Annotated in this window: 20 protein-coding genes; 14 read left to right on the forward strand and 6 right to left on the reverse strand. The window is 62.6% G+C overall.

The window, feature by feature from the left end; genetic code table 11:
• Positions 1-19: 19 nt before the first annotated feature.
• From NOX35_RS18630 to NOX35_RS18640, 3 genes are read right to left on the reverse strand one after another with little or no spacing between them, the layout of a single operon-like run.
• Positions 20-1,024, reverse strand: a complete 1,005-nt coding sequence (locus NOX35_RS18630; RefSeq protein WP_182283630.1) for a CoA ester lyase — start codon at positions 1,022-1,024, stop codon at positions 20-22.
• Positions 1,021-1,845: a trans-aconitate 2-methyltransferase gene (gene tam, locus NOX35_RS18635; RefSeq protein WP_182283631.1), complete on the reverse strand. Its 825-nt coding sequence runs from the start codon at positions 1,843-1,845 to the stop codon at positions 1,021-1,023. Before tam ends, NOX35_RS18630 begins: the two co-directional genes overlap by 4 nt.
• A 14-nt stretch (positions 1,846-1,859) precedes the next feature.
• A complete protein-coding gene (locus NOX35_RS18640; RefSeq protein WP_003063568.1) occupies positions 1,860-2,849 on the reverse strand; it encodes a malate dehydrogenase in 990 nt (329 codons plus the stop codon).
• Between the two features lie 230 nt (positions 2,850-3,079).
• On the opposite strand from NOX35_RS18640, the gene NOX35_RS18645 reads away from it, so the two are divergent.
• From NOX35_RS18645 to NOX35_RS18680, 8 genes are all read left to right on the forward strand, one after another.
• On the forward strand, positions 3,080-3,871 hold the full coding sequence (locus NOX35_RS18645) for a GntR family transcriptional regulator (protein ID WP_182283632.1): 792 nt from the start codon (positions 3,080-3,082) through the stop codon (positions 3,869-3,871).
• 146 nt (positions 3,872-4,017) lie between these two features.
• Positions 4,018-4,443, forward strand: a complete 426-nt coding sequence (gene sdhC, locus NOX35_RS18650) for a succinate dehydrogenase, cytochrome b556 subunit (protein WP_003063573.1) — start codon at positions 4,018-4,020, stop codon at positions 4,441-4,443.
• A gap of 41 nt (positions 4,444-4,484) precedes the next feature.
• Positions 4,485-4,850, forward strand: a complete 366-nt coding sequence (sdhD, locus tag NOX35_RS18655) for a succinate dehydrogenase, hydrophobic membrane anchor protein (RefSeq protein WP_003063575.1) — start codon at positions 4,485-4,487, stop codon at positions 4,848-4,850.
• Between the two features lie 33 nt (positions 4,851-4,883).
• Positions 4,884-6,689, forward strand: coding sequence for a succinate dehydrogenase flavoprotein subunit (sdhA, locus tag NOX35_RS18660; RefSeq protein WP_012839256.1), 1,806 nt, complete (start codon positions 4,884-4,886; stop codon positions 6,687-6,689).
• 27 nt (positions 6,690-6,716) lie between these two features.
• Entirely contained in the window at positions 6,717-7,421 is a 705-nt protein-coding gene (locus NOX35_RS18665) for a succinate dehydrogenase iron-sulfur subunit (RefSeq protein ID WP_003053210.1), read from the forward strand.
• Entirely contained in the window at positions 7,421-7,714 is a 294-nt protein-coding gene (locus tag NOX35_RS18670; RefSeq protein ID WP_003053208.1) for a succinate dehydrogenase assembly factor 2, read from the forward strand. The genes NOX35_RS18665 and NOX35_RS18670 overlap by 1 nt, the downstream gene beginning before the upstream one ends.
• 30 nt (positions 7,715-7,744) lie before the next feature.
• Positions 7,745-9,055, forward strand: coding sequence for a citrate synthase (locus NOX35_RS18675; protein ID WP_003063579.1), 1,311 nt, complete (start codon positions 7,745-7,747; stop codon positions 9,053-9,055).
• 260 nt (positions 9,056-9,315) lie between these two features.
• Positions 9,316-9,729 (forward strand): nuclear transport factor 2 family protein, encoded by a 414-nt coding sequence (locus tag NOX35_RS18680; protein WP_182283633.1) that lies wholly within the window; start codon positions 9,316-9,318, stop codon positions 9,727-9,729.
• Positions 9,730-9,744: 15 nt separating this feature from the next.
• Here the strand turns inward: NOX35_RS18680 and NOX35_RS18685 are convergent, their stop codons facing one another.
• Positions 9,745-10,740 (reverse strand): quinone oxidoreductase, encoded by a 996-nt coding sequence (locus tag NOX35_RS18685; RefSeq protein ID WP_256494298.1) that lies wholly within the window; start codon positions 10,738-10,740, stop codon positions 9,745-9,747.
• Between the two features lie 125 nt (positions 10,741-10,865).
• Here NOX35_RS18685 and NOX35_RS18690 point away from each other — a divergent pair, with 125 nt between their 5' ends.
• From NOX35_RS18690 to NOX35_RS18700, 3 genes are all read left to right on the forward strand, one after another.
• On the forward strand, positions 10,866-12,161 hold the full coding sequence (locus NOX35_RS18690; protein WP_182283635.1) for a DEAD/DEAH box helicase: 1,296 nt from the start codon (positions 10,866-10,868) through the stop codon (positions 12,159-12,161).
• Between the two features lie 363 nt (positions 12,162-12,524).
• Positions 12,525-13,064 carry a hypothetical protein gene (locus NOX35_RS18695; RefSeq protein ID WP_256494301.1) on the forward strand — a complete coding sequence of 180 codons (540 nt, stop codon included), beginning with the start codon at positions 12,525-12,527 and terminating at the stop codon, positions 13,062-13,064.
• 107 nt (positions 13,065-13,171) lie between these two features.
• Complete coding sequence (locus NOX35_RS18700) at positions 13,172-17,968, forward strand: DUF3320 domain-containing protein (protein ID WP_256494302.1); 4,797 nt, start codon at positions 13,172-13,174, stop codon at positions 17,966-17,968.
• A gap of 85 nt (positions 17,969-18,053) precedes the next feature.
• Here NOX35_RS18700 and NOX35_RS18705 read toward each other — a convergent pair whose 3' ends face one another.
• Positions 18,054-18,563 carry a hypothetical protein gene (locus NOX35_RS18705; protein ID WP_256494304.1) on the reverse strand — a complete coding sequence of 170 codons (510 nt, stop codon included), beginning with the start codon at positions 18,561-18,563 and terminating at the stop codon, positions 18,054-18,056.
• Positions 18,564-18,716: 153 nt separating this feature from the next.
• On the opposite strand from NOX35_RS18705, the gene NOX35_RS18710 reads away from it, so the two are divergent.
• On the forward strand, positions 18,717-19,154 hold the full coding sequence (locus NOX35_RS18710; RefSeq protein ID WP_256494306.1) for a helix-turn-helix domain-containing protein: 438 nt from the start codon (positions 18,717-18,719) through the stop codon (positions 19,152-19,154).
• A 48-nt stretch (positions 19,155-19,202) separates the two neighbouring features.
• Here NOX35_RS18710 and NOX35_RS18715 read toward each other — a convergent pair whose 3' ends face one another.
• Positions 19,203-20,225 (reverse strand): GlxA family transcriptional regulator, encoded by a 1,023-nt coding sequence (locus NOX35_RS18715; protein ID WP_256494308.1) that lies wholly within the window; start codon positions 20,223-20,225, stop codon positions 19,203-19,205.
• Between the two features lie 179 nt (positions 20,226-20,404).
• On the opposite strand from NOX35_RS18715, the gene NOX35_RS18720 reads away from it, so the two are divergent.
• Positions 20,405-21,193, forward strand: coding sequence for a hypothetical protein (locus tag NOX35_RS18720; RefSeq protein ID WP_256494310.1), 789 nt, complete (start codon positions 20,405-20,407; stop codon positions 21,191-21,193).
• Between the two features lie 657 nt (positions 21,194-21,850).
• Entirely contained in the window at positions 21,851-22,972 is a 1,122-nt protein-coding gene (locus NOX35_RS18725; protein WP_256494311.1) for an S-(hydroxymethyl)glutathione dehydrogenase/class III alcohol dehydrogenase, read from the forward strand.
• Positions 22,973-23,185: the final 213 nt, after the last annotated feature.

Raw genomic sequence — 23,185 nt, forward strand, 5'->3', positions numbered from 1 at the left:
CTGCAGACTTGTTATGAGTTCAACGGATTGAGGCCGGGGCAAACCAGGGTTGAACTTCAACCGGCAAGACCTGCCCCGTCTGGTGAGCGCGCTCCAGCAACTGCCAAAAATAGCGGTAGCTCGCGCGGTCGTGTAGTACACCACCAAAACTGATGGGCGCCCAATTCTGCACCGCTGCAGAGGTAAGTATTTGTGCCGCCTGTAGAACTTCGTCTTCGGCTGGCGCAAATGCACGCAGAATCGGGCGAATCTGGTCAGGATGAATGCTCCACATGCGTGTGTAGCCAAGCTCACGCGAGGCTTTTTGCGCACAAGCGCCCAAAGCGTCAGGATTCCTGAATTCAGTGACAACGCAGTGCGACGGCACCTTGCCATGGGCATGGCAGGCTGCCGCGATCTCCAGCTTGGCACGAACGACCAACGGATGCTCGAACTGGCCCTGTGCCGTCATGGCGGACGCGGGGATGGCCCCGCCATGGGCCGAGACGAAATCCATCAGCCCGAAGGAAATGCTTTGCACGGCCGGATGTGCGGCGATGTCGAAGGCCTGCTGCACGGCAGCAGGAGACTCAATCAAGACATGCAGCGGCACACGCTTGTCTGTCGCGCGCTGCAGGGCTGCTTGCGCCTTGATGACGTCATCCACAGACTCCACCTTGGGAATCATGATGTGGCAGAGCCTGTCTGCCGCGCCGCCGGCGATGATGTCCATGTCCGCCTGGAAATGAGCATGCTCCACCGCATGCACCCGGGCCGCCACGCGCGCGCCTCGAGCCGCTCCATTCGCCAGCTCGACCACCAGACGCGCGTGCTCGGCCTCCCGGCCGACGGGAGCGCCGTCCTCGCAGTCCAGCGTCACGTCGAACACGCAGGTGCCGAACTCCTGCATCATCTCGGCCTGCAGCTGCAGGCTTTTGCGCATGCGCGCTTCCACGCCGCTGTAGTGATCGCAGACGGGCAGACGCTGAGCGCCACCCTGGGCATCGAGAAGCACGGTGGCGGGATGAAGCAGTTCTTTCGTCATGACTTGCGCTGAGCCACCATGAAAAGTCGGGGAAAAGCCAGCAGACGCTTGCCGTCGGCTCGCTCCGGATAAGCCGCATCGATGCGGCTTTGATACTCGGCCAGGTACTCGGCCTGCAGCTCCCGGGGCAAAGCTTCCACGAAAGGCTTGAGGCCCGTGCTGCTGAGCCACTGCACAATCGCTGCGGCCGAGTCCATGGGATGCTGGTAGACGGTGTGCCACACATCCACGCTCGCGGCCTCATTCGAGGGAGCAGCCGGCTGGGGTGCCCCCAGCAGGTCGTAATACACCCCTATGGGCAAAATCTCGGTACGCACCTTGCTCGCATCCCCGATGTGCGCCACAAACCGGGGCAGCTGCGCGACTTCGCGCATGTTTCGGTGCGAGGGTTCCTGACGGTTGTCAGGCATCTGCACGGCCAGCACGCCACCAGGTGCCAGCAGCGAAAACAGACGTGGAATCAGGCTCTCATGCTCGCCCACCCACTGGATGGAGGCATTCGCATAGATCAAATCAGGTGCTGGCTCGCCTTCGGCAGGTGCCCAGGAGGCAATATCACCGGCCTCGAACCTGGCCTGCGGCAACTGCTTGCGCGCAGTCTCCAGCATGGCTTCGGAATTGTCGACACCGAGCACATCGGCGCCGGGAAACCGCTCCACCAGAAGTTCGGTGGAGTTACCCGGCCCGCAGCCCAGATCCACGATGCGGAGGCTGCGAGCGGGTGAATGCAAGCTGGAAGGTACTCTTGCCAGCAGTTCTGCCGCAGGGCGCGTGCGCTCATTGGCAAAGCGCAGATACAGCGCAGGGTTCCAGTCTTGCATAGGTTTTGCGCTGATTACAGCAGGTGCTTGACGCCGTCTTGCTCGCCTTGCAGCTCAGCCAGTGTCTTGTTGATGCACTCTTGCGAGAAGGCATCGATTTCCAGACCTTCGACGATCTTGTATTCGCCGTCAGCCGTGGTGGTCACGGGGAAGCCGAACACGATACCGGCGGGGATGCCGTACTCGCCGTTGGAAGGCACGCCCATGGTGACCCATTCGCCGTTGGAGCCCAGGGCCCAGTCACGCATGTGGTCGATGGCAGCGTTGGCAGCCGAAGCAGCCGACGACAGGCCGCGAGCAGCGATGATGGCTGCGCCGCGCTTGCCCACGGTGGGCAGGAACACGTTGGCATTCCATTCCTGGTCGTTGATGGCTTCCTTCACGGACTTGCCGTCCACGGTGGCGAAGCGATAGTCGGCGTACATGGTGGGCGAGTGGTTGCCCCACACGGTCAGCTTCTTGATGTCGCCAACCTTGAAGCCGCCCTTGGCAGCCAGCTGGGAAGCAGCGCGGTTGTGGTCCAGGCGCAGCATGGCGGTGAAGTTCTTGGCAGGCAGATCGGGAGCCGACTTCATGGCGATGTAGGCGTTGGTGTTGGCGGGGTTGCCCACAACCAGAACCTTGACATTGCGCGAAGCCACGGCGTTCAGAGCCTTGCCCTGGGCGGTGAAGATCTGGGCGTTGGCAGCCAGCAGGTCAGCACGTTCCATGCCGGGGCCACGAGGACGGGCGCCCACCAGCAGAGCGTAGTCGGTGTCCTTGAAGGCGGTCATGGGGTCGGCGTGGGCTTCGATGCCGGCCAGCAGGGGGAAGGCGCAGTCTTCCAGCTCCATGATCACGCCCTTCAGAGCGTTTTGAGCCTTTTCGTCGGGGATTTCCAGCAGTTGCAGAATAACGGGCTGATCTTTACCCAGCATTTCGCCGGAGGCGATGCGGAACAACAGGGCGTAACCGATTTGGCCAGCTGCGCCGGTAACGGCGACACGGACGGGCTTCTTGCTCATGGTGAAACTCCAAGATTGGAAAAAAGTGAGATGTTATGGGCGCCAGGTTGCACCAGCGTAACCACCAGTAGCGCAAGCTCCGCAAACATGCGGCAAGTGTACTGCTGAAATCAAAGCCCGGTCAATTTGTCTTATGTCTTATATAAGATATGATCTTCACTTAGCGACCAGAGTCAAATCGACTGTTTTTTGTGCATCGCATCGCGGAGGCGATACCTTCAAAACCAACTATGCCGAGCCCTCACAACACAGCCCCGGACAACAACGCCAGCCATAGCGGTGGCGCCGGCGTCTCCACCCCGGCCTTCAGTCCTCTGTACCAGCAGATCAAGGGCCTGATCCTGCAAAGTCTGGAAGCTGGCGAATGGCGCCCCGGAGAACTGATCCCCAGTGAAATGGAGCTGGCAGCCCGTTTCAAGGTCAGCCAGGGCACGGTGCGCAAGGCAATCGATGAACTGGCCGCCGAAAATCTGGTCATGCGCCGCCAGGGCAAGGGCACGTTCGTGGCCACTCACGCCGCCCAGCAGGTGCAGTACCGCTTTCTGAATCTGCGCCCCGATGCCGGCGACCTGCAGGGCGAAGGCCGCGCAGAGCGCCACATCCTGGAGTGCCGCCGCCTGCGCGCGCCCGCCGAAGTGGCCCGTGCCCTAGCCCTGCGCACCGGCGACGCCGTGATGCATGTGCGCCGCACCCTGTCCTTTGCCGCAATCCCGACTATTTTGGAGGACATCTGGCTGCCTGGCAACGCCTTCAAGGGGCTGACGGCGGAGCAGATGTCCAGCTACCAGGGCCCCACCTACGCCATGTTCGAGCTGGTCTATGGCGTGCGCATGGTGCGGGCCGACGAGAAAATTCGCGCCGTTCTGCCGGATGCCGAGCAAGCCCAGCTGCTGAACATCCCCAGCACCACGCCGCTGCTCAGCGTGGAGCGAACTGCTTACACATACAACGATGTTCCCATGGAGTTACGGCGCGGCCTGTACCGCACCGACACCCATCATTACCGCAATGCTTTGAACTGAATCCCCCCGTAAAAGCGTTGATTGCAACAGAGCCCAATCATCTGCTATGCAAATTCGGCTAACGGATTCTGCTGCATTGCAATAGAATTTTGTGTCGCTTCGCACTAGCGATTACAACGCAGTTACATCCACGAAAGTACCCTGCCATGACAGAGCAAAAAGCAAAACAGCGGCCAGAGTTCCGCAATATCAACTTCTTCTCGGACCTACCGACCTATCGCCTGCCCCTGGCAGGCATTGTGTCCATCCTGCACCGCGTCAGCGGCCTGCTGATGGCGATCCTGCTGCCGTTCATCATCTGGATGTTCGACAACTCGATCTCGTCGGAAATTTCGTTTGATTCCTTCACGTCGGTATTCGCAGGTCCCTTTGGCTGGTTTGCCAAGCTTGTCTGCCTGGCTCTGATCTGGGCCTATCTGCACCACTTCTGCGCAGGTGTCCGCCATCTGGTGATGGACGTGAACCACCATGCCGTGAACAAGCAGACCGGCAAATCCACCGCCGCAGTCGTGCTGTGCATCAGCGTTGCCCTGACCGTGGTGCTTGGCGCCAAGCTGTTTGGTCTGTACTGATCAGCGCCCAGTCAATAACACCTCACGATAAGGAAACAACCATGTCCGTGAATTACGGCTCCAAGCGCACCGTTGTCGGTGCGCACTATGGCACCCGCGACTTTCTGGCCCAACGCTCTACCGCCGTCCTGATGGCGCTGTACACCGTTGTGCTGCTGGTGCGCTTTCTGACGGTCGGCGGCCCCGTGGGCTACGAGCAGTGGGCCGGCATTTTTGCTCCCCAGTGGATGAAGTTTCTGACCCTGGCCCTCTTCGTGGCTCTGGGCTGGCATGCCTGGATCGGCGTGCGTGACATCTGGATGGACTACGTCAAACCCGTGGGCCTGCGCCTTGCACTGCAAGTGGTCACCATTGTCTGGCTGGTCGGCTGCATCGGCTGGGGCATCCAGGTTCTGTGGCGTCTCTGATTGAGACACAGTCTCCACGATTGAAGGTTAAGAATGAGCTACTCCAAAGCAAATATCACCAAGCGCAAGTTTGACGTCGTGATCGTCGGTGCCGGCGGCTCCGGCCTGCGCGCTGCGCTGGAACTGTCGCGCGCCGGTCTGTCCGTCGCCTCGCTGTCCAAGGTTTTCCCCACTCGCTCGCACACTGTGGCTGCTCAAGGCGGCGTGTCCGCATCGCTGGGCAACATGAGCGAAGACAACTGGCACTATCACTTCTACGACACCATCAAGGGCTCCGACTGGCTGGGCGACCAGGACGCCATCGAGTTCATGTGCCGTGAAGCGCCAAACGTCGTGATCGAGCTCGAGCACTTCGGCATGCCTTTCGACCGCAATGCCGACGGCACCATCTACCAGCGTCCCTTCGGCGGCCACACCGCCAACTACGGCGAAAAGCCCGTGCAACGCGCCTGCGCCGCTGCTGACCGTACCGGTCACGCCATGCTGCACACGCTGTACCAGCAGAACGTCAAGTCCAAGACCAACTTCTTCGTGGAGTGGATGGCGCTGGACCTGATCCGCAACACCCAGGGCGATGTGGTCGGCGTGACCGCACTGGAGCTGGAAACCGGCGACCTGTACGAGCTGCACGCCAAGGCCGTGCTGCTGGCCACCGGCGGTGCCGGCCGCATCTTCCAGGCTTCGACCAACGCCTTCATCAACACCGGTGACGGCCTGGGCATGGCTGCTCGCGCAGGCATTCCTCTGCAGGACATGGAGTTCTGGCAGTTCCACCCCACCGGCGTGGCCGGTGCCGGCGTGCTGCTGACCGAAGGCTGCCGCGGCGAAGGCGCGATCTTGCTGAACAGCGAAGGCGAGCGCTTCATGGAGCGTTACGCTCCCACGCTGAAGGATCTGGCACCGCGTGACTTCGTGTCGCGCTCGATGGACCAGGAAATCAAGGAAGGTCGCGGCTGCGGTCCCAACAAGGACTACATCCTGATGAAGCTGGACCACCTGGGTGCCGAAACCATCCGCAAGCGTCTGCCTTCCGTGGAAGAAATCGGCCACAACTTCGCCAACGTGGACATCACCAAGGAACCCATTCCCGTGGTTCCCACCATCCACTACCAGATGGGCGGCATCCCGACCAACATCAACGGTCAGGTCGTGGTCTGGGACGGTCAGCAGAACAATGTGGTCAACGGCCTCTACGCCGTGGGCGAATGCTCGTGCGTGTCCGTGCACGGCGCCAACCGCCTGGGCACCAACTCGCTGCTGGACCTGCTGGTCTTCGGCAAGTCTGCCGGCAAGCACATCGTGGAATTCGTCAACGGCTTCGGCGCTCACCACGAAGTGCCCGCCGACGGCGCTGACCGCACCCTGGCCCGCCTCAACCAGCTGCAAGACTCCAAGGACGGCACGTACGCCCAGGACGTCGCCGGCGAGATCCGTCAATCCATGCAGACTCATGCTGGCGTGTTCCGCACGCAAAAGAGCATGGACGAAGGCGTGGAAAAGATCAATGCGATCCGCGAGAAGGTCGGCTCCGTGACCCTGAAGGACAAGTCCATGGTGTGGAACACCGCTCGCATGGAAGCCCTGGAAGTGGACAACCTGATCGAAGTGGCACAAGCCACCATGACCTCGGCCGCAGCCCGCAAGGAATGCCGTGGCGCACACACCGTGTACGACTACGAGCACCCTGCCGACCACGCCGAATTCCCCCTGGGCCGCAACGACAAGGAATGGCTCAAGCACACACTGTGGGACAGCGCGACCAACAGCCTGACCTACAAGCCTGTGAACCTCAAGCCCCTGACCGTTGCCAGCGTTCCTCCCAAGGTCCGCACGTTCTAATTCAGCAGCCCACGAGAGAAGATCAAAATGAAGCGCACATTCAAAATCTACCGCTACGATCCGGACAAAGACGCCAAGCCCTACATGCAAACAGTGCAAGTGGAGCTGGACGGTCACGAGCGCATGCTGCTGGACGCCCTGGTCAAGCTCAAGGCCATGGATCCTTCCATCGCCTTCCGCCGCTCCTGCCGTGAAGGCGTGTGCGGCTCCGACGCCATGAACATCAACGGCAAGAACGGTCTGGCCTGCCTGACGAACATGAACACCCTCAAGGGCGACATCGTTCTCAAGCCCCTGCCCGGCCTGCCCGTCATCCGCGATCTGATCGTGGACATGACCCAGTTCTTCAAGCAGTACCACTCGATCAAGCCCTACCTGCAAAGCGATGTCTATGCCTCGCCCAGCAAGGAGCGCCTGCAGTCGCCCGAAGAGCGCGAAGAGCTCAACGGCCTGTACGAGTGCATTCTGTGCGCCAGCTGCTCCACCAGCTGCCCCTCGTTCTGGTGGAACCCCGACAAGTTCGTGGGCCCGGCCGGTCTGCTGCAGGCTTACCGCTTCATCGCGGACAGCCGCGACACAGCCACGGGCGAGCGCCTTGACAATCTGGAAGATCCTTACCGCCTCTTCCGCTGCCACACCATCATGAACTGCGTGGACGTGTGCCCCAAGCACCTGAACCCCACCGCAGCCATTGGCAAGATCAAGGAGCTGATGGTTCGTCGAACCGTCTGATGCTGATGACGAATACTCTGCTCGACGAACGTGAGCGCGACCTGCTGAGGTGGCGCAGCCGCCGTGGCCTGGTTGAGAACGATCTGTTCATCGAGCAGTTCTTCGCCACCTACGGAAGCCAGCTCACGCGGAGACACGCGACTGGCCTGTCTGCCTTGATGGATCTGGCAGACAACGACCTGATGGATCTTTTCTTGCGTCGCAAGGAACCTGAAGGACAACTCGATACCCAAGAAGTCAGGGAAGTGCTGGAGATGGTGCGCAAGCGCCAGCCCGGTAACTGTCCCCAGTAGGCTAGGCAAACTAGAGAAGGAAGTTTGGAAATGAAACTCGCTGACAACAAAGCAACGCTGTCTTTCAGCAATGGCGCTCCCAGTGTGGAAATGCCGGTGTACCAGGGCAATATCGGCCCGGATGTGATCGACATCCGCAAGCTCTATGCCCAGACTGGCATGTTCACGTATGACCCGGGCTTCCTCTCTACCGCCGCCTGCCAATCCGCCATCACCTACATCGATGGCGACAAGGGCGAGCTGCTGTACCGCGGCTACCCCATCGAACAACTGGCCAAGAACTGCAACTTCCTGGAAACCTGCTACCTGCTGCTGTACGGGGAGCTGCCCAACGAGAAGGAAAAGGCCAACTTCGAAGAGCTGGTGACCAAGCACACCATGGTCAACGAGCAGATGCAGTTCTTCCTGCGCGGCTTCCGTCGTGATGCACACCCCATGGCCGTGCTGACCGGTCTGGTGGGCGGCATGTCGGCCTTCTACCACGACAGCACCGACATCACCAACCCAGAGCACCGCAACATCGCTGCGATCCGCCTGATCGCCAAGATGCCTACTCTGGTCGCCATGGCATACAAGTACGGTATGGGCCAGCCCTACATGTACCCCAAGAACGACCTGTCGTATGCCGGCAACTTCATGCGCATGATGTTCGGCAACCCCTGCGAAGAGTACAAGGTCAACCCCGTGGTTGAGCGCGCTCTGGACCGCATCTTCATCCTGCACGCCGACCACGAGCAAAATGCCTCGACCTCCACCGTGCGTCTGTGCGGTTCTTCGGGCACCAACCCCTTTGCCGCCATCTCCGCTGGCGTGGCCTGTCTGTGGGGCCCTGCCCACGGCGGCGCCAACGAAGCCTGCCTGAACATGCTGGAAGGCATCCAGGCCAACGGCGGCATCGAAAAGGTCGGCGAGTTCATGGAACAGGTCAAGGACAAGACCAGCGGCGTGAAGCTGATGGGCTTTGGCCACCGCGTCTACAAGAACTACGACCCCCGCGCCAAGCTGATGCAGGAAACCTGCAACGAAATCCTGGCCGAGCTGGGCCTGGAAAACGACCCCCTGTTCGCCCTGGCCAAGAAGCTGGAAAAGATTGCACTGGAAGACGACTACTTCGTCCAGCGCAAGCTCTACCCCAACGTGGACTTCTACTCCGGCATCGTGCAGCGCGCCATCGGCATCCCCGTCAACCTGTTCACCGGCATCTTCGCTCTGGCCCGTACCGTGGGCTGGATCGCTCAGCTCAACGAACAAATGGCCGACCCCGAGTACAAGATCGGCCGTCCCCGCCAGTTGTTCACCGGCTCCGTGTCGCGCGACGTCAAGCCTATCGCTCAGCGTTGATCGGCGCACCCAGGCCCGGATTTCCGGGCCCGATGGTGGCAAAAAGCCCGCAGACTGCAAAGTCCGCGGGCTTTTTTACTTGATCCATCGACCTCAGCCTTGGTAAAACCATAGCTGGTTACGCAAGACACAGGTTGATTTCAACCTTAAATCACCCCAGTATCCTTTGATACAAAGCGCTAGCCGCTATAGAAATTCATGGCCCGTGCCTGAACCGCAATCAGAGCAAGTCCTGCCATCCATTTTTCATACTCGTTCCCATGCATGCAAAACGACAACGCAATCTGGAGCTGGCCCATGCCGTGCTCGACTGGAACCAGCGCCACCTGAACCGTCACACCACGCTGAGCCGCGAGCAGGTCGCCGAGTGCTTTGCCGAGCAATTCGTGGTCGAGCCTAACGGCCGCCACTATGCTGCCAGCCTCGAGAGCTATCGCGAATTTCTCGAAGGCATGAAGCTGGACATGGAAGGCATTCGCTACGACATCCGGCACACCACGGCCGACGAGGACTCCGTGGTCTTTTCCATGGATGTATGCATCACCAAGACCGATGGCAGCACCCAGCACTTTGTCGCCATGCTGCTCATGCGCTTTGACGAGCATGGAAAAGTCAGCCTGTGGCACGAGGTCTATCTGCCACGACCCCAAGCCGGCGCGCAGCAAGACCGCTGACGCAGATGGCCCCCGTCAAGGCACGAGCAAAATGGGCTGCTGGGCGCCATGCGCCTCCAGCTGCCTGTGGGCCTGCGCCGCATCGGGCAGCGCAAACTCCTGAGGCTCGTCCATGCGGAAATGCTTTTTGCGCAGCGCCTCGAACAGGCGGGTGGCCATGGCATCGCGCTCTTTGGGCTTTTTGACGAAGTGAAACACCATGGGCCGGCACACGCTGTTCGACTTCGCGGCCAGACGCGCAATCTCCAGCGGCGGCACCGGACCGGAAGACTGCCCGTACATCACCAACTGGCCGCCGATGCCGAGACTGGCCAGCGAGGCGTCAAAGCTGTCCTTGCCCACGCCGTCATAAGCCACATCCACGCCTTCGCCGCCAGTCAGCTGCTGCACGCGCGCAGCCACATCCTGGGCGCCCGCACCGCGATAGCGGATCACCTCCACGCAGCCGGCCTGATCGGCCTTTTTTGCCGTGGCATCGCTGCCCGCCGTACCGATCACCATGGCTCCCAGCTGCGTGGCCCACTGGCTCAGAATCTGCCCCATGCCGCCACCGGCGGCCTGCACCAGAATCCGCGAGCCCTGACTTACCCGGGCCACCCGGTGCAGCAGCACATCGGCGGTCAGCCCGCGCAGCAGGCTGGATGCGACCAGAGCGTCGCTGAGGTCATCGGGCACGGCAATCAGCTCGTCGGCCGCAATCACGCGCTCGGCGGCGTAGATGGAATAGGCGCCAGAGACATAGCAGACCCGGTCTCCTTGCTTGAAGCGGGTCACGCCCTCCGCCACTTCGACCACGACCCCCACGGCTTCGATGCCGGGCGTGCCCGGCAGTGCCAGCGTCTTGTAAAGCCCCGAGCGCACATAGATATCATGAAAATTCACGCCAATGCGCGTGTGCTGCACGCGCACCTGACCGGCCGCCAGTGACTGCGAAGCGACCGAGGCGATCTTCAGAACCTCGGGGCCTCCGTATTCCGTCATGACAATGGCTTGATGCGTGGCCTGAATCATGATTTGCGCTCCTCTATGGTTGGAATCCTCCGAATGTAGCCTGCCGCCGCACTTGTCCCTGCGCCCCGCTGCGACGCGGCAATTCCCGCACAATGCGCCTCCTGCACACCGCTATTGATTCTTCTATGTCTTTTGCCCCCCTAGGCCTGCGCGCCGAGCTTCTGGATGCCACACTCGATCTGGGTCTGCGCGACGCGACGCCGATTCAGACCGAGGCCATCCCCGCCGTGCTGGCCGGGCGGGATCTCTGGGCCTGCGCGCCCACGGGCTCGGGCAAGACCATGGCCTATCTGCTGCCCCTGCTGCAGACCTGGCTGGCGCAAAAGCGCGGCCACACCGGCTTTGTGCGGCCGCTGGCCAACTTGATTCTGGTGCCTACGCGCGAGCTGGCCCTGCAGGTTCATGAAAGCCTGAGCGACATCACACGCCAGCTGCGTGAGCAACCACGCAGCCGCGTGGTCTATGGCGGTGTCTCCATCAACCCGCAGATGATGCAGCTGCGTGGCAGCGCCGACTTTCTGGTCGCCACACCGGGCCGCCTGCTGGATCTGGTGGAACACAATGCCGTGCGCCTGAACGCGGTGCAGCATCTGGTTCTGGACGAGGCCGATCGCCTGCTGGACCAGGGCTTTGCCGAAGAGCTCAACCGCGTGCTGGCCCTGCTGCCCGCCAAACGCCAGACCCTGCTGTTCTCAGCCACCTTCCCGCAGAACGTGGAGGCGCTGGCCACCCGCCTGCTGCACGACCCCGTTCGCGTGCAGGTCGATGCCGACCAAGCCGCCGAGCACTCGACCAGCCCCGAGAACATCAGCCAGCGCGCCATTGCCGTGGACAGCACCCGCCGCACCCAGCTGCTGCGCCTGCTCGTCAAGGAGGGCGAGAACCAGCCCGAATGGGAGCGAGCCCTGGTCTTTGTCGCCAAGCGCCACACCGCCGAAATGCTGGCCGACAAGCTCTACAAGGCAGGCATCTACGCCACCACCTTCCACGGCGATATGAGCCAGGGTGCGCGCAAGGACGTGCTCGACCAGTTCAAGGCCAAGCGCTGGCAACTGCTCATCACCACCGACCTGGCCGCGCGCGGCATCGATATCGCACAGCTGCCCACGGTCATCAACTACGACCTGCCCCGCTCGGCCGCCGACTATATTCATAGAATTGGCCGCACGGGTCGCGCAGGACATGTGGGTTCCGCTATTACCTTTGTTCCCCCCGCAGAAACCGCACACTGGAAACTGATCTGCAAGCGCAACCAGCTCGAAATCGCTCTGGAGCAAATTCAGGGCTTTGAGCCCACCGAAGCCGTGCCTCCACCGCCGGTTGCACAAGATGGCAACGGAGGTATCAAGGGTCGCAGACCCAGCAAGAAGGACAAGCTGCGCGCCGCAGCTGCAGCCGCGAAACAGCAGCCAGCCGATTAAGCGCTGCCAACAAGGCCGAGACTCCCTCGCCCAAGCTCATCCAAAGGCCGCCCATGCGGCCTTTTTTGCGTCTGACAGAGAGCGCCTTCAACCAGGCCGGACGCAGCCGCGCCCCCTCCTTCCGCTTTTTCGACAGTGAAATCTCCAAATTTTCATAAACCCAATTGAAATTCAATCACCAATAGATAAGAGCTATTCCTACACCTCAAAACACGATAGTCAAAGACATTGAGAAACATGGTTTACATGAATTTCTTAAATAGAAATTGGTAAGCCTGGTCCCTTGCCATCGCAGCGAATGCGAGCCAAGGATGTCACTGACCTGTCTGCATGCGCCTGTAAAGCGATGCGGGGGGAACGGCAATGAAATCGTTAAAAGCACTGGCAGGATTGACCATCGTCATTGCCTGCTCCGCAGCCCAGGCCGATGAAGCCAACCAGACTGCCGAAGCCAATCCGCCTGCCGAGGCCACTCAGTCCGCCGAGGTCAATCAGCCTGCTCAGGCCGGCCAGTCTGCGGGCGCCTGGCATATCAACCTGCACACCGTCAGCCATCATTTCAGCGAAAGAAAACATGGCAAGAAATGGAACGAGGAAAACCTGGGTCTTGGTATCAGACGAGAGTTTTCCAGCGATTTCTCCGTGCAGGCCGGCTTCTATCGCAACAGCATCGACCGCTGGAGCACCTACGCCATAGGCGAGTACACGCCCCTGAATTTTGGCAATCTGCACTCCGGCGTCTATGCCGGTTTGCGCACCAACTACACACGCCCCGTCATGGTGGCCGCAGGAGCCCTGGTGCGCTGGCAGGGAGAGCGCTACAGCGTTACGGTCCGCGCTGCACCGAAGACCTGCGGCCAATGCTCGGCTTTCATTGCGCTGGAGTTCGGCTGGAAACTGTGACCAATTTGTAAAACGGGTACGGAACCGCAGTGCGCGCATTGCCAATAAGCATCATCAGCACCAGGGAGCGCGCTAAAGTGCCAGCTCACTGTGCTTTTTGATGCCCCATGCACACAGACTCGAATTTCGCCCTCATCACCCGCCAGCTCGAAAAAAGCCGCCAGGCGCTGCTGGACCTCTCCACACGCAACCGGCTGCTGAGCCTGCCTCAGGCCGCCACGGCACGCGTGCTGCATTTTTCGGATGAACGCACGGACGAGGTCTATCGCCTGCTGGCGGGCGAAAGCAAGGCCATGAGCTTTGCGCCGGCAAAGGCCGAAGAGGGGCCTGCGGCCGCCGACCAGGCAAAGGTCCGAGAGACACAAAGCCCCCCCGCCCTGCCCCAGCCCGAAGATAGCGTCGACGAGCAGCTCGATGCGCGCGGTGTGGCCCAGCGCCATCGCGACCTGAAATTGCAGACACGCCTGTCCAGCGAGAAGCTGCAGCGCCGGCTGCTGGACATGTATTCCGATGCCCGCACCTTCATCGAGGAACAGGGCGTCAACATCCTGTTTCTGGCGCTGGGTCAGCTGCAATGGTTCGACCGCAATGCTCCCGACAAGCCGCGTTTTGCACCGCTGATTCTCCTGCCCGTGGCACTGGAGCGCAAAAGCGCGGCCGAGCGCTTCACCCTGTCCTGGTTGCAGGAAGATGCGGCGGAGAACCTGTCGCTGGCCGCCAAGCTCAAGGCCGACTTCGGCCTGGAGCTGCCCGAGTTCAATGCCGGCGACGACTTCGACCCCAACGCCTATCTGGCCGCGGTCGCCACCATGGCCGCCGCCCAGCCCGGCTGGCAAGTGCAGCCCGACGCCATGACGCTGGGCTTTTTCAGCTTTGCCAAATTCCTGATGTACCGCGATCTGGACGCTGCGACCTGGCCGCCGGAAAAGCGGCTCGACCGGCAGGCGCTGATTGCCGCCACGCTGCAGGACGGCTTCGAGACTCGCGAACATCTGTTCCCCGAAGACGCCGATGTGGACCAGTTGATCCCCGTCGACAGCCAGCGCCATGTGGTCGATGCGGACAGCTCGCAGTCACTGGCCATCGAGGCCGTGCGCCGCGGCGAAAACCTGGTCATTCAAGGCCCGCCTGGCACGGGCAAGTCCCAGACCATCACCAACGTGATTGCGGCGGCGATTGCCGACGGCAAGAAAGTGCTGTTCATCTCCGAGAAGATGGCCGCGCTGGAGGTGGTGAACCGGCGCCTCAAATCCGTGGGCCTTGGGCCTGCCTGCCTGGAACTGCACAGCCACCACACCCACAAGCGCAAGGTGCTGGAGGAACTCAAGGCCACGCGCGACCTGGGCAAGCCGCGTGTGGAGCACCGCGAGCAAATCATCCATGAGCTGAGCAGCGTGCAGCAGCAGCTCAACGCGCACAGCCGGACCATGCATCTTGCGCTGGTGCCCTGCGCACTCACGCCCTACCAGATCCTGGGCCAGCTGGCGCGGCTGGATGCAGTGCAGATCGCGCATCTGCCCGATCTGCTGCAAGACGCACAGAACTGGTCGCCCGAGGACTTTCATTCACGCCAGCAGATTGCCCTGGCCCTGCGCCAGGCGGCGTCCAAGGTGAGCCCGGTGGCCGGGCACCCGTGGCGCGGCGTATGCCATCCGGCACTGCTCAAGCTGGATGCGCAACGCTTTGCCCAGCAACTGCCGACGCTGCAAGCAATGCTGGCCCGGTTGCAGCAGGATGGCGAGCTGCTGGCGCAATCCCTGAGCGCGCTTGCGGCACAGTCCATTCAGGCCCTGCATGAGCAGATCACGCTGGCACAGCAGCTCGCCAGTGCCCCGGCCATAGACCGGCAGGCCGTCGCCAACAGCATCTGGGATCAGGGCCTGGGCCCGTTGCAAAAGCTGGTGGAATGCGGCGCACGGTTCAGCCTGAAGGCACAGAGCCTGCGCAGCAGCTTTGCCGAATCCGCCTGGACAGCGGACTGGAACACCCCACGCCAGAGCATTGCGGCACATGGCGACTCGCTGTTTCGCATTTTCAACAGCGGCTACCGCGCGGCGATGGCCAGCCTCAAGGGCCAGCTCAAGACGACATTGCCAAGCTCGCATGCAGAGCGTCTGAACCTGCTCGACAACCTGATCGAAGCCCAGCAACTGCGCCAGACCCTGAGCCAGCAGCAGGCCCAGGGGGCAGATGCCTTTGGCAGCCTGTGGCTGGGCGAGCAAAGCGACTGGGCGCAATTGCAGGCCGTGCTGGGCTGGATGGCCGGCCCCGACGGACAGGGTCGTAGCGCCGCCTTCCGCCAGCTTTTTGCCCAGCTGCCATCACCCGAACATTGCGCGGACCTGGCCGCCCGGGCCAGCGCATCGCTGCAGGCATTCGGGGACTCTGCGCAAAGCTTGCTGGACGGCTATCGGCTCGATACGCAGCAAGCCTTTGACACCGCCGATCTGGCCCGCGTCCCGCTGGCCGACTTTGGCGAGCGCCTTGGGCAATGGATCGCCGAGCCCAATGCCTTGCTGGACTGGACCTCATACCACGCCACCCGTGAGCAGGCGCGTGCAGCCGGCATGGCCGCCCTGGTGCAGCAGTTCGAGAATGAATCCATTGCGCTAGACGCCCTTCCCTCCATCCTCGAGCGCGCTTACTACGAGGCGCTGCTGCGCCAGGCCACGCAGGCCCACCCCGAGCTGGTCGCCTTCAACGGCGATCAGCACAGCCAGAAGGTGCGCCAGTTCCGGGCGCTGGACCTGGAGCGCATCGAACTCGCGCGCGCCCAGTCGGCACTCTCGCATTACGAGCAGGTGCCGCGCAGCGCATCCGGCATGGGCCCGCTTGGCGTGCTCAATGGCGAGATTGCGCGCAAGCGCGGCCATATGCCGCTGCGCAAGCTGTTCAAGCTCGCGGGCGAGGCCGTACAGGCCATCAAGCCCGTGTTCATGATGAGCCCGCTGTCCGTGGCCCAGTTTCTGGAACCTGGCTCGGTCGAATTCGATCTGCTGGTGATTGACGAGGCCAGCCAGATCGAGCCCGTGGATGCGCTGGGAGCCATCGCCCGCTGCAAGCAGCTGGTGGTCGTGGGCGACGACCGCCAGTTGCCGCCCACGCGATTTTTCTCGCGCATGACCAGCGAGCAGGACGACTTTGACGACGAGGACGAGAATGGGGACGCCAGCCAGCTCATCGCCGGAGCCGCCGATGTGGAGAGCATCCTGAGCCTGTGCCTGGCCAAGGGCATGCCCCAGCTCATGCTGCGCTGGCACTACCGCAGCCGCCACCAGTCGCTGATAGCGGTGTCCAACCAGCAGTTCTACAACAGCAGCCTTTACGTCGTGCCCAGCCCCTACACGGCCCGCTCGGGCATGGGGCTGCGCTTTCACCATCTGCCCGAAGGCCGCTTTGACAGCGGCGCCAGCCGCGTCAACCGCGTCGAGGCCCAGACTATTGCACGCGCCATCATGCAGCACGCACTGCAGTCGCCGCAGCTCAGCCTGGGCGTGGCTGCTTTCTCGCTACAGCAAAAAGTCGCCATCCAGGACGAGTTGGAACTGCTGCGTCGCCAGCAGCCCGAGGCCGAGTCCTTTTTTGTCGCCCATCCCAACGAACCCTTCTTCATCAAGAACCTGGAAAACGTGCAGGGAGACGAGCGCGATGTGATCTTCATCTCGGTGGCCTATGCACGCAACGCGCAGGGCTATCTGCCCATGCGCTTCGGCCCGGTGAGTGCCGACGGAGGCGAGCGCCGCCTGAACGTGCTGATCTCGCGCGCCAAGCAGCGCTGCGAGGTGTTTTCGTCCATCACCGCCGACGACATCGATCTGGAACGCGGCAAGGGCAAGGGCGTGGCTGCGCTCAAGGTATTCCTGCAATATGCGGCCACCGGCCAGCTGGCCCTGGCCGGCATCAGCGGACGCGATCTGGAGTCGCCGCTCGAGGAAGGTGTGTACGAAGCGCTGACGGCCCAGGGTCTGCAGTTGCAGACGCAGATCGGCATTGCGGGCTTTTTCATCGACCTGGCCGTGGTCGACCCCGAGCAGCCAGGGCGCTATCTGCTGGGCATCGAATGCGACGGCATGAGCTATCACCACAGCCGCAGCGCGCGCGACCGTGACCGCCTGCGCCAGTCGGTACTGGAGAGCCAGGGCTGGACGCTGCTGCGCATCTGGGGCTGCGACTGGTTCCGCCAGCCGCGCGCCCAGACCGAGCGCGTGCTGGCAGCCGTCGAAGCTGCCAGGCTGCGCAAGGATTCAGAACCAGTTCAGCCGGCAATGGCCACCCATCAAGCACAGACAGCCACAGAAGTCCTAGAACGAGCAGCGCTGTCCGATGCCGGCAGCGCCGAGACGGATTCGGCCTCCGGCCCTGAAGACAACCTCTATCAGGAAGCCCGCTTTGCCGTTCCGGCCGGAGAGCTGCATCAGCAATCCACTGCGCAGCTGGCCCAGCTGATGCGCCGCGCGGTGGAGCTGGAAGGACCGATTCATTTTGACGAGCTGGTCACTCGCATGCGTACGCTCTGGGGTCTGCAACGCGCCGGCAGCCGCGTGCGCGATGCGCTGGAGCAGGCGCGGCAATCCCTGCTGGCCGATGAGGCGCTGGCCGTCGATGGCGAGTTTCTCGACCTGCCGGGACGGGCGGTGCGGGTGCGCAATCGCGCAGAGGTCGGCTCGGCCAATCTGCGCCGCATCGACTGCCTGCCACCATCCGAGATCCGTGCAGCGATTGCCCTGGCTCTCAGATCCAGCCTGGGTGGCCAGCGCGACGAATTGCCCGCCGCCGTGGCCCGGCTGCTGGGCCTGAGCGCCGTCACCGCCCCCGTGCGCGAACTCGTGCTGACGCAGCTCGATGCACTGCATGGCAGCGGCGCCGTGGCATTCAACGGAACGCTGTACCGGCTGCCGTCCTGAGTCCCGAGTCAGCCATGAAAGCACCCTGGATTTCTTCAGGGAGTTTTCATGGCACCAGGCCACATGCCAGCACCAATCTCTGCCGTCAGTGGTCGTTGCTGACCTTGCGGTCCTCGCTCTTGGCCTCCTCCATGGCCTCGGGCTCCAGCTCCTCCGCCGAACGATTCAGGTGAACAAACACCCCCCAGCCGACCATGAGCATGCCGACGGCGATGACCAAGGCGGCGGAATACAGCAACTTCTCAGGCTGCTCCTGGGCCTTGAAGGTGGCAACCAATCCCTCGATGGCCAGGGCGACCACCAGCACCACCATAAAGCGCGAGAGAAAGCGACGCACTCTTGTCGGGCCGCTGATATGGGCGTCGCGCACCACCTCTTCTTCAATCACGGTCTGGGAAATCTGCAGAGCCACCACGCCTGAGGCCAGAATGCCCAGCGCCTCCACCACATGCAGCGTGGCCTCCGGTTCCAGGCCCGCAGCAATCACGGCCCAGGCCTTGGTGACGGCCATCCAGATCAGGCACAACGCCGCCAGGCCGAACAGCAGGGCAATCAGCGAATGGGTCAGGGTGTAGAGCCAGTGAACAAACTTCATGAGCAACTCCAAGACCGTGTTGACGATCCATCGCCGCCCATGCTTGCAGACTTGATCCAGCCTCTTCGTAGGACAGTCAAGAAAACTGCTCACTCAATGCAAAGAGCGCCCTGTTTGCCCTGAGCACTCCCCAAATCTGCCTACCATTGGCATATGCCTCGCCAGAACACCAGCCCCGCAGAGTTTCCGCCCGCCATTCTTTTGCAGATAACGCAACTGGCCCAGCACATCGTGGCCCAGCGCAAGAGTCGGGGCGAAACACAGACGCAGTGGGCACAGCGGCTGGGTATTTCCCAGCCCACCATGGCACGCATAGAGCGCGGCGACCCGGCCGTTGCCATGGCGACCTATGTGTCCTGTCTGTGGCAGCTCAATCCCGAGCTGGACCTGACACGGCTGCTCGCCCCCAAGGCTCCAGCGCTGGCACCTGCATCCCGCTTGGATGTACCCTCTGCGGCGCCAAAGAGGGCCAAGTCCGCCGCCGGGCCTGCCATCAAGACCGCAAACCACGATGAGCAACAGGCGCAGATCGAGCGCAATTTTGCGGCCGCCAAGGCTGCTCTGGATTTCTTCAAGAGTCCTCTGTTCTGATCGGCCGGCCGAAAGAGTGGCGACTGCCGGGCGGATGCCGCAGGCGCATCAGTCTCCGAACCGCTCCCGATAGGCCACGGGCGTGATGCCCAGCTTGCGCACGAACAGATGCCGCAGCGCCTGCTCGGAGCCGAGGCCAACCTTGGCGGCCACGGTCTTGAGCGGCAGGGAGCCCAGATTCTCGAGCAGCTGCTTGGCCCGCTCCAGGCGGGCGTTTTCCACAAAGCTGCTGGGGCTGCAGCCCGTCTCCTGCTGAAAGACACGGCGAAAGTTGCGTTCGCTCATCGCCGCCTTGCCCGCCAGCAGCGCCAGCGGCATGGGCTGGTCCAGGTGCTCCAGCACCCACTGCTGGGCGGCCTGCACGGCGCTGTGCTGGGTGGCCTGCGCGGCCAGGGACACGCTGAACTGCGACTGGCCGCCGGGGCGCTTGAGATACATGACCAGATCGCGCGCCACCTGCAGTGCCAGCGCATGGCCGAAATCATGCTCCACCACCGCCAGTGCCAGATCAATGCCGGCGGTGACACCGGCCGAAGTCCAGAGCTGACGCATGCCGTCGCTGTCCTTGATTTCGTCGCACACATAGATCGCATCGGCATCCACCTGCACGCGCGGAAAACGCTGGGCAAGCGCCCCGGCCACACTCCAGTGCGTCGCCGCGCGACGATCATTGAGCAGACCGGCTGCCGCCAGAAAAAAGCTGCCGCTGCACAGCGCGATCATGCGCCCGACCCCGGGCGCCACTCGCGCCACCCAGTCCACCAGCTCGGGCGAAGCCGCCAGCACCTGCTCGATATGGCGCGCGCCCACCAGCAGCACCGTGCACCCCGTACCCTCGGCCTCGACCTGCGCCAGGGTATGGCTGGCCTGCAAGCCCATCAAAGTGTCCGAGGGCACCAGACCGGACTGTGACGCCACCACCCGCACCATATATCCCTCAGGCAGGCCTTTGTGCCGCAGATGCACATTGGCATAGTCAAACACGGACATGGGGCCAATGGCCTCCAGCGCCTTGAAGCCGGGGTAGACAACCAGATCGACGCGGTGGGCGCCAGCGTGATGGTGTTCCATACAAAAATCAGAGCATTTCGAGCATATACAACCAGCGCTGCAGGCACTTGCAGCGCACAAGCCTCGACTATACGCAAGCCCTCTCGGCGCCTGGTGCTGGCAGGCGCATCCACTGCTAAAGTCCGGGGCTTCTGCCCCTTTTTCTGCCCATGATTCCCGGACCTCTTTTTACCCTGCCCATGCTGTTGCTGCTGCTCGCCCCCCTGGTGGCAGCCGGTCTGAGCCTGTGGCTGCTGCTGCGCGGGCTGTTCTGGTGGCTGCGCCATAGGCACGCACCGGCCTCTGAGCGCCCTTCGTTCTGGCACTGGCCCGTTGTGGTGGTGGCGATATTGGCCCTGGCCGGCGATCTCTGGGGCCTGGTGCTGGCGCGCAAGCTGGTGCAGATTGAAGAGGCCGTGACGCTGCGGGCCCACTATCGCGAGAGCCGACAGCGCTTTGTGCTGCCCGAGGACTTCCGCTATGGCGAGCAGCTATTCCCCAAAGGCACCTTGATCAATCGCTATGACGCCTTTGACAATGGCGAGCGCCAGCGCCCGCTTGGTCTGCGAGGACTGGGTGCGGCGCGCTTTACGCAGCCGGTGCAGATCGCGGGCGCCTGGGTCAGTGCCATCGGCAACGGCACGTTGGAGCTTGCCCGCGACCAGCGCCTCGGCCCGGTATTCCACTTCGATCCCGACGCCAAGCCAGGTTATGGCGCCTGGGTGGTCGACCCGAAGCGCCCCTATCTGGAATGCCGCAAGGGCGATATCGCCAGCCTGCATGTGCCCTTGATCGACTATGACATCCAGGCCGAGTTTCTGGTCGGAGCCCCTGACGGCCCCGAGGCGCGCTACCGTCCCAGCCAATGGGGCTTCATCGACTGCCAGGCTGGCAAGCCCGCGATTGAGGTGCTGCCGGCCTATGACGGCCCGGCACCGCCAGGCGCACAGCTGCCGGTATGGGGGACGCTGATACCGAACGAGGATTGAGCCGGCGACGCTGCAGGCGCCAGAACTCCCTGCGCCACCGCAGGATGCTGCGGATCAGACGCGGCGGAGCGGACCTGCCCCGACCACCGGCGCACCTTGCTGCTCTGGCCTCGCCATTTTCTGTGACGAAACCAGCCAGCACCATGATCCCATTTGCCGATGCGGTCAACACACCCAAGCCGGCTGCGACTTGGTGACAGAGCCGACTAACGGCCCTTCCTGGACAGGAACTCCCCCATCAGGTTCGCGGGATCGGCCGATTCATAGGCAGTGTCAGGCAGTGCCGGCACTGCTGGAAATTTCAATGCGGCGACGCAGGCTGCCGTCCCGCAGAACCGCCAGCAAGAACGCGGTCAAGTTGCTGATGATGTTCAAGGGCCCAGCCGCGGCAGGATGGACGGCGGCCATGCCGCCCCGATGATGGAGGCCTCAGCCGGAGTGCAAAGCGATTGATCAGGATTCATGGCATCGCCAGCCGACGAAAGACGATCCAGCGAACCGTGTGACATTCGGCCAAAGAGCCTCCATCTGCGGCCACGAATTTCCATAGGGCGGCGGGATCGCCTACATTCACACTTCACACCCGGTGCGCCCGGCCAGGCCCAGACCCTGCCCGCGCAGCCACCGCATCCTCAGCCTTCCAAGAAAGACCTGCCCATGAAATCCCGCGCCGCCGTAGCCTTCAAAGCCGGAGAACCCCTGCAAATCGTCGAGATCGACGTCGCGCCACCCAAGGCTGGCGAGGTGCTGGTCAAGATCACCCATACCGGCGTCTGTCACACCGACGCCTTCACCCTGAGCGGTGACGACCCCGAAGGCATCTTCCCCGCCGTGCTGGGCCATGAAGGCGCGGGCATCGTGGTGGAAGTGGGCGAAGGCGTGACCAGCGTGAAGCCCGGTGACCATGTGATTCCGCTGTACACCGCCGAATGCGGCGAATGCCTGTTCTGCAAGAGCGGCAAGACCAATCTGTGCGTGGCCGTGCGCGCCACCCAGGGCAAGGGCGTGATGCCCGACGGCACGACACGCTTCAGCTACAAGGGCGAGCCCATCTATCACTACATGGGCTGCTCGACCTTCAGCGAATACACCGTGGTTGCCGCCGTCTCGCTGGCCAAGGTCAACCCCGATGCCAACCCCGAGCAGGTCTGCCTGCTGGGCTGCGGCGTGACCACCGGTCTGGGCGCGGTCAAGAACACCGCCAAGGTGCAGGAAGGCGACACCGTGGCAGTGTTCGGCCTGGGCGGCATCGGCCTGGCCGTGATCCAGGGTGCCAAGCTGGCCAAGGCCGGTCGCATCATCGCCGTCGACACCAACCCCGGCAAGTTCGAGCTGGCCAGGACCTTCGGCGCCACCGACTGCGTGAACCCCAAGGACTTCGACAAGCCCATCCAGCAAGTGATCGTCGAGATGACGGGCTGGGGCGTGGATCACAGCTTCGAATGCATAGGCAATGTGGACGTGATGCGCGCAGCGCTGGAATGCGCCCACCGCGGCTGGGGCCAGTCGGTCATCATCGGCGTGGCCGGTGCCGGTCAGGAGATCAAGACCCGCCCCTTCCAGCTGGTGACCGGCCGCAAGTGGCTGGGTACGGCCTTTGGCGGCGTCAAGGGCCGCAGCGAGCTGCCCGGCATGGTGGAAGACGCCATGGCCGGCAAGATTCAGCTCGAACCCTTCGTCACCCACACCATGGGCCTGAAGCACATCAACGAAGCCTTCGAGCTGATGCACGAGGGCAAGTCGATTCGCTCGGTCGTCAACTACGCCGACGCGGAGTAACGCCCCCCTGAGGCGCTGCGCCTAAGCGGCCGCGCGCCTTCCCCCTCTCTGTTCGGAAGGGGGACGACTGCATCACTGCGGGGCGGTGGGGCTGCCCAGGCCCTTGCTTGCTGTCCCTTACCAAGGATGTGCCAGCTTTAGTGCAATACCCTGTACTTTCAATTTCATAGCTTCTTACGCATGAAATGACTGGATTTCAGATACAAAACTGCT

Source organism: Comamonas sp. C11, from assembly GCF_024496285.1.
In the GTDB taxonomy this organism is placed as follows: domain Bacteria; phylum Pseudomonadota; class Gammaproteobacteria; order Burkholderiales; family Burkholderiaceae_C; genus Comamonas; species Comamonas testosteroni_F.

Bases quoted from the DNA above. Each gene is read 5' to 3' on its own strand.
- NOX35_RS18640 (WP_003063568.1), bottom strand. From the start codon at position 2,849: ATGAGCAAGAAGCCCGTCCGTGTCGCCGTTACCGGCGCAGCTGGCCAA.
- NOX35_RS18670 (WP_003053208.1), top strand. From the start codon at position 7,421: ATGCTGATGACGAATACTCTGCTCGACGAACGTGAGCGCGACCTGCTG.
- NOX35_RS18690 (WP_182283635.1), top strand. From the start codon at position 10,866: ATGTCTTTTGCCCCCCTAGGCCTGCGCGCCGAGCTTCTGGATGCCACA.
- NOX35_RS18685 (WP_256494298.1), bottom strand. From the start codon at position 10,740: ATGATTCAGGCCACGCATCAAGCCATTGTCATGACGGAATACGGAGGC.
- NOX35_RS18675 (WP_003063579.1), top strand. From the start codon at position 7,745: ATGAAACTCGCTGACAACAAAGCAACGCTGTCTTTCAGCAATGGCGCT.
- sdhA (WP_012839256.1), top strand. From the start codon at position 4,884: ATGAGCTACTCCAAAGCAAATATCACCAAGCGCAAGTTTGACGTCGTG.
- NOX35_RS18680 (WP_182283633.1), top strand. From the start codon at position 9,316: ATGCATGCAAAACGACAACGCAATCTGGAGCTGGCCCATGCCGTGCTC.
- NOX35_RS18665 (WP_003053210.1), top strand. From the start codon at position 6,717: ATGAAGCGCACATTCAAAATCTACCGCTACGATCCGGACAAAGACGCC.
- NOX35_RS18705 (WP_256494304.1), bottom strand. From the start codon at position 18,563: ATGAAGTTTGTTCACTGGCTCTACACCCTGACCCATTCGCTGATTGCC.
- NOX35_RS18695 (WP_256494301.1), top strand. From the start codon at position 12,525: ATGAAATCGTTAAAAGCACTGGCAGGATTGACCATCGTCATTGCCTGC.
- NOX35_RS18725 (WP_256494311.1), top strand. From the start codon at position 21,851: ATGAAATCCCGCGCCGCCGTAGCCTTCAAAGCCGGAGAACCCCTGCAA.
- sdhC (WP_003063573.1), top strand. From the start codon at position 4,018: ATGACAGAGCAAAAAGCAAAACAGCGGCCAGAGTTCCGCAATATCAAC.
- NOX35_RS18710 (WP_256494306.1), top strand. From the start codon at position 18,717: ATGCCTCGCCAGAACACCAGCCCCGCAGAGTTTCCGCCCGCCATTCTT.
- NOX35_RS18700 (WP_256494302.1), top strand. From the start codon at position 13,172: ATGCACACAGACTCGAATTTCGCCCTCATCACCCGCCAGCTCGAAAAA.
- tam (WP_182283631.1), bottom strand. From the start codon at position 1,845: ATGCAAGACTGGAACCCTGCGCTGTATCTGCGCTTTGCCAATGAGCGC.
- NOX35_RS18645 (WP_182283632.1), top strand. From the start codon at position 3,080: ATGCCGAGCCCTCACAACACAGCCCCGGACAACAACGCCAGCCATAGC.
- NOX35_RS18630 (WP_182283630.1), bottom strand. From the start codon at position 1,024: ATGACGAAAGAACTGCTTCATCCCGCCACCGTGCTTCTCGATGCCCAG.
- NOX35_RS18720 (WP_256494310.1), top strand. From the start codon at position 20,405: ATGCTGTTGCTGCTGCTCGCCCCCCTGGTGGCAGCCGGTCTGAGCCTG.
- sdhD (WP_003063575.1), top strand. From the start codon at position 4,485: ATGTCCGTGAATTACGGCTCCAAGCGCACCGTTGTCGGTGCGCACTAT.
- NOX35_RS18715 (WP_256494308.1), bottom strand. From the start codon at position 20,225: ATGGAACACCATCACGCTGGCGCCCACCGCGTCGATCTGGTTGTCTAC.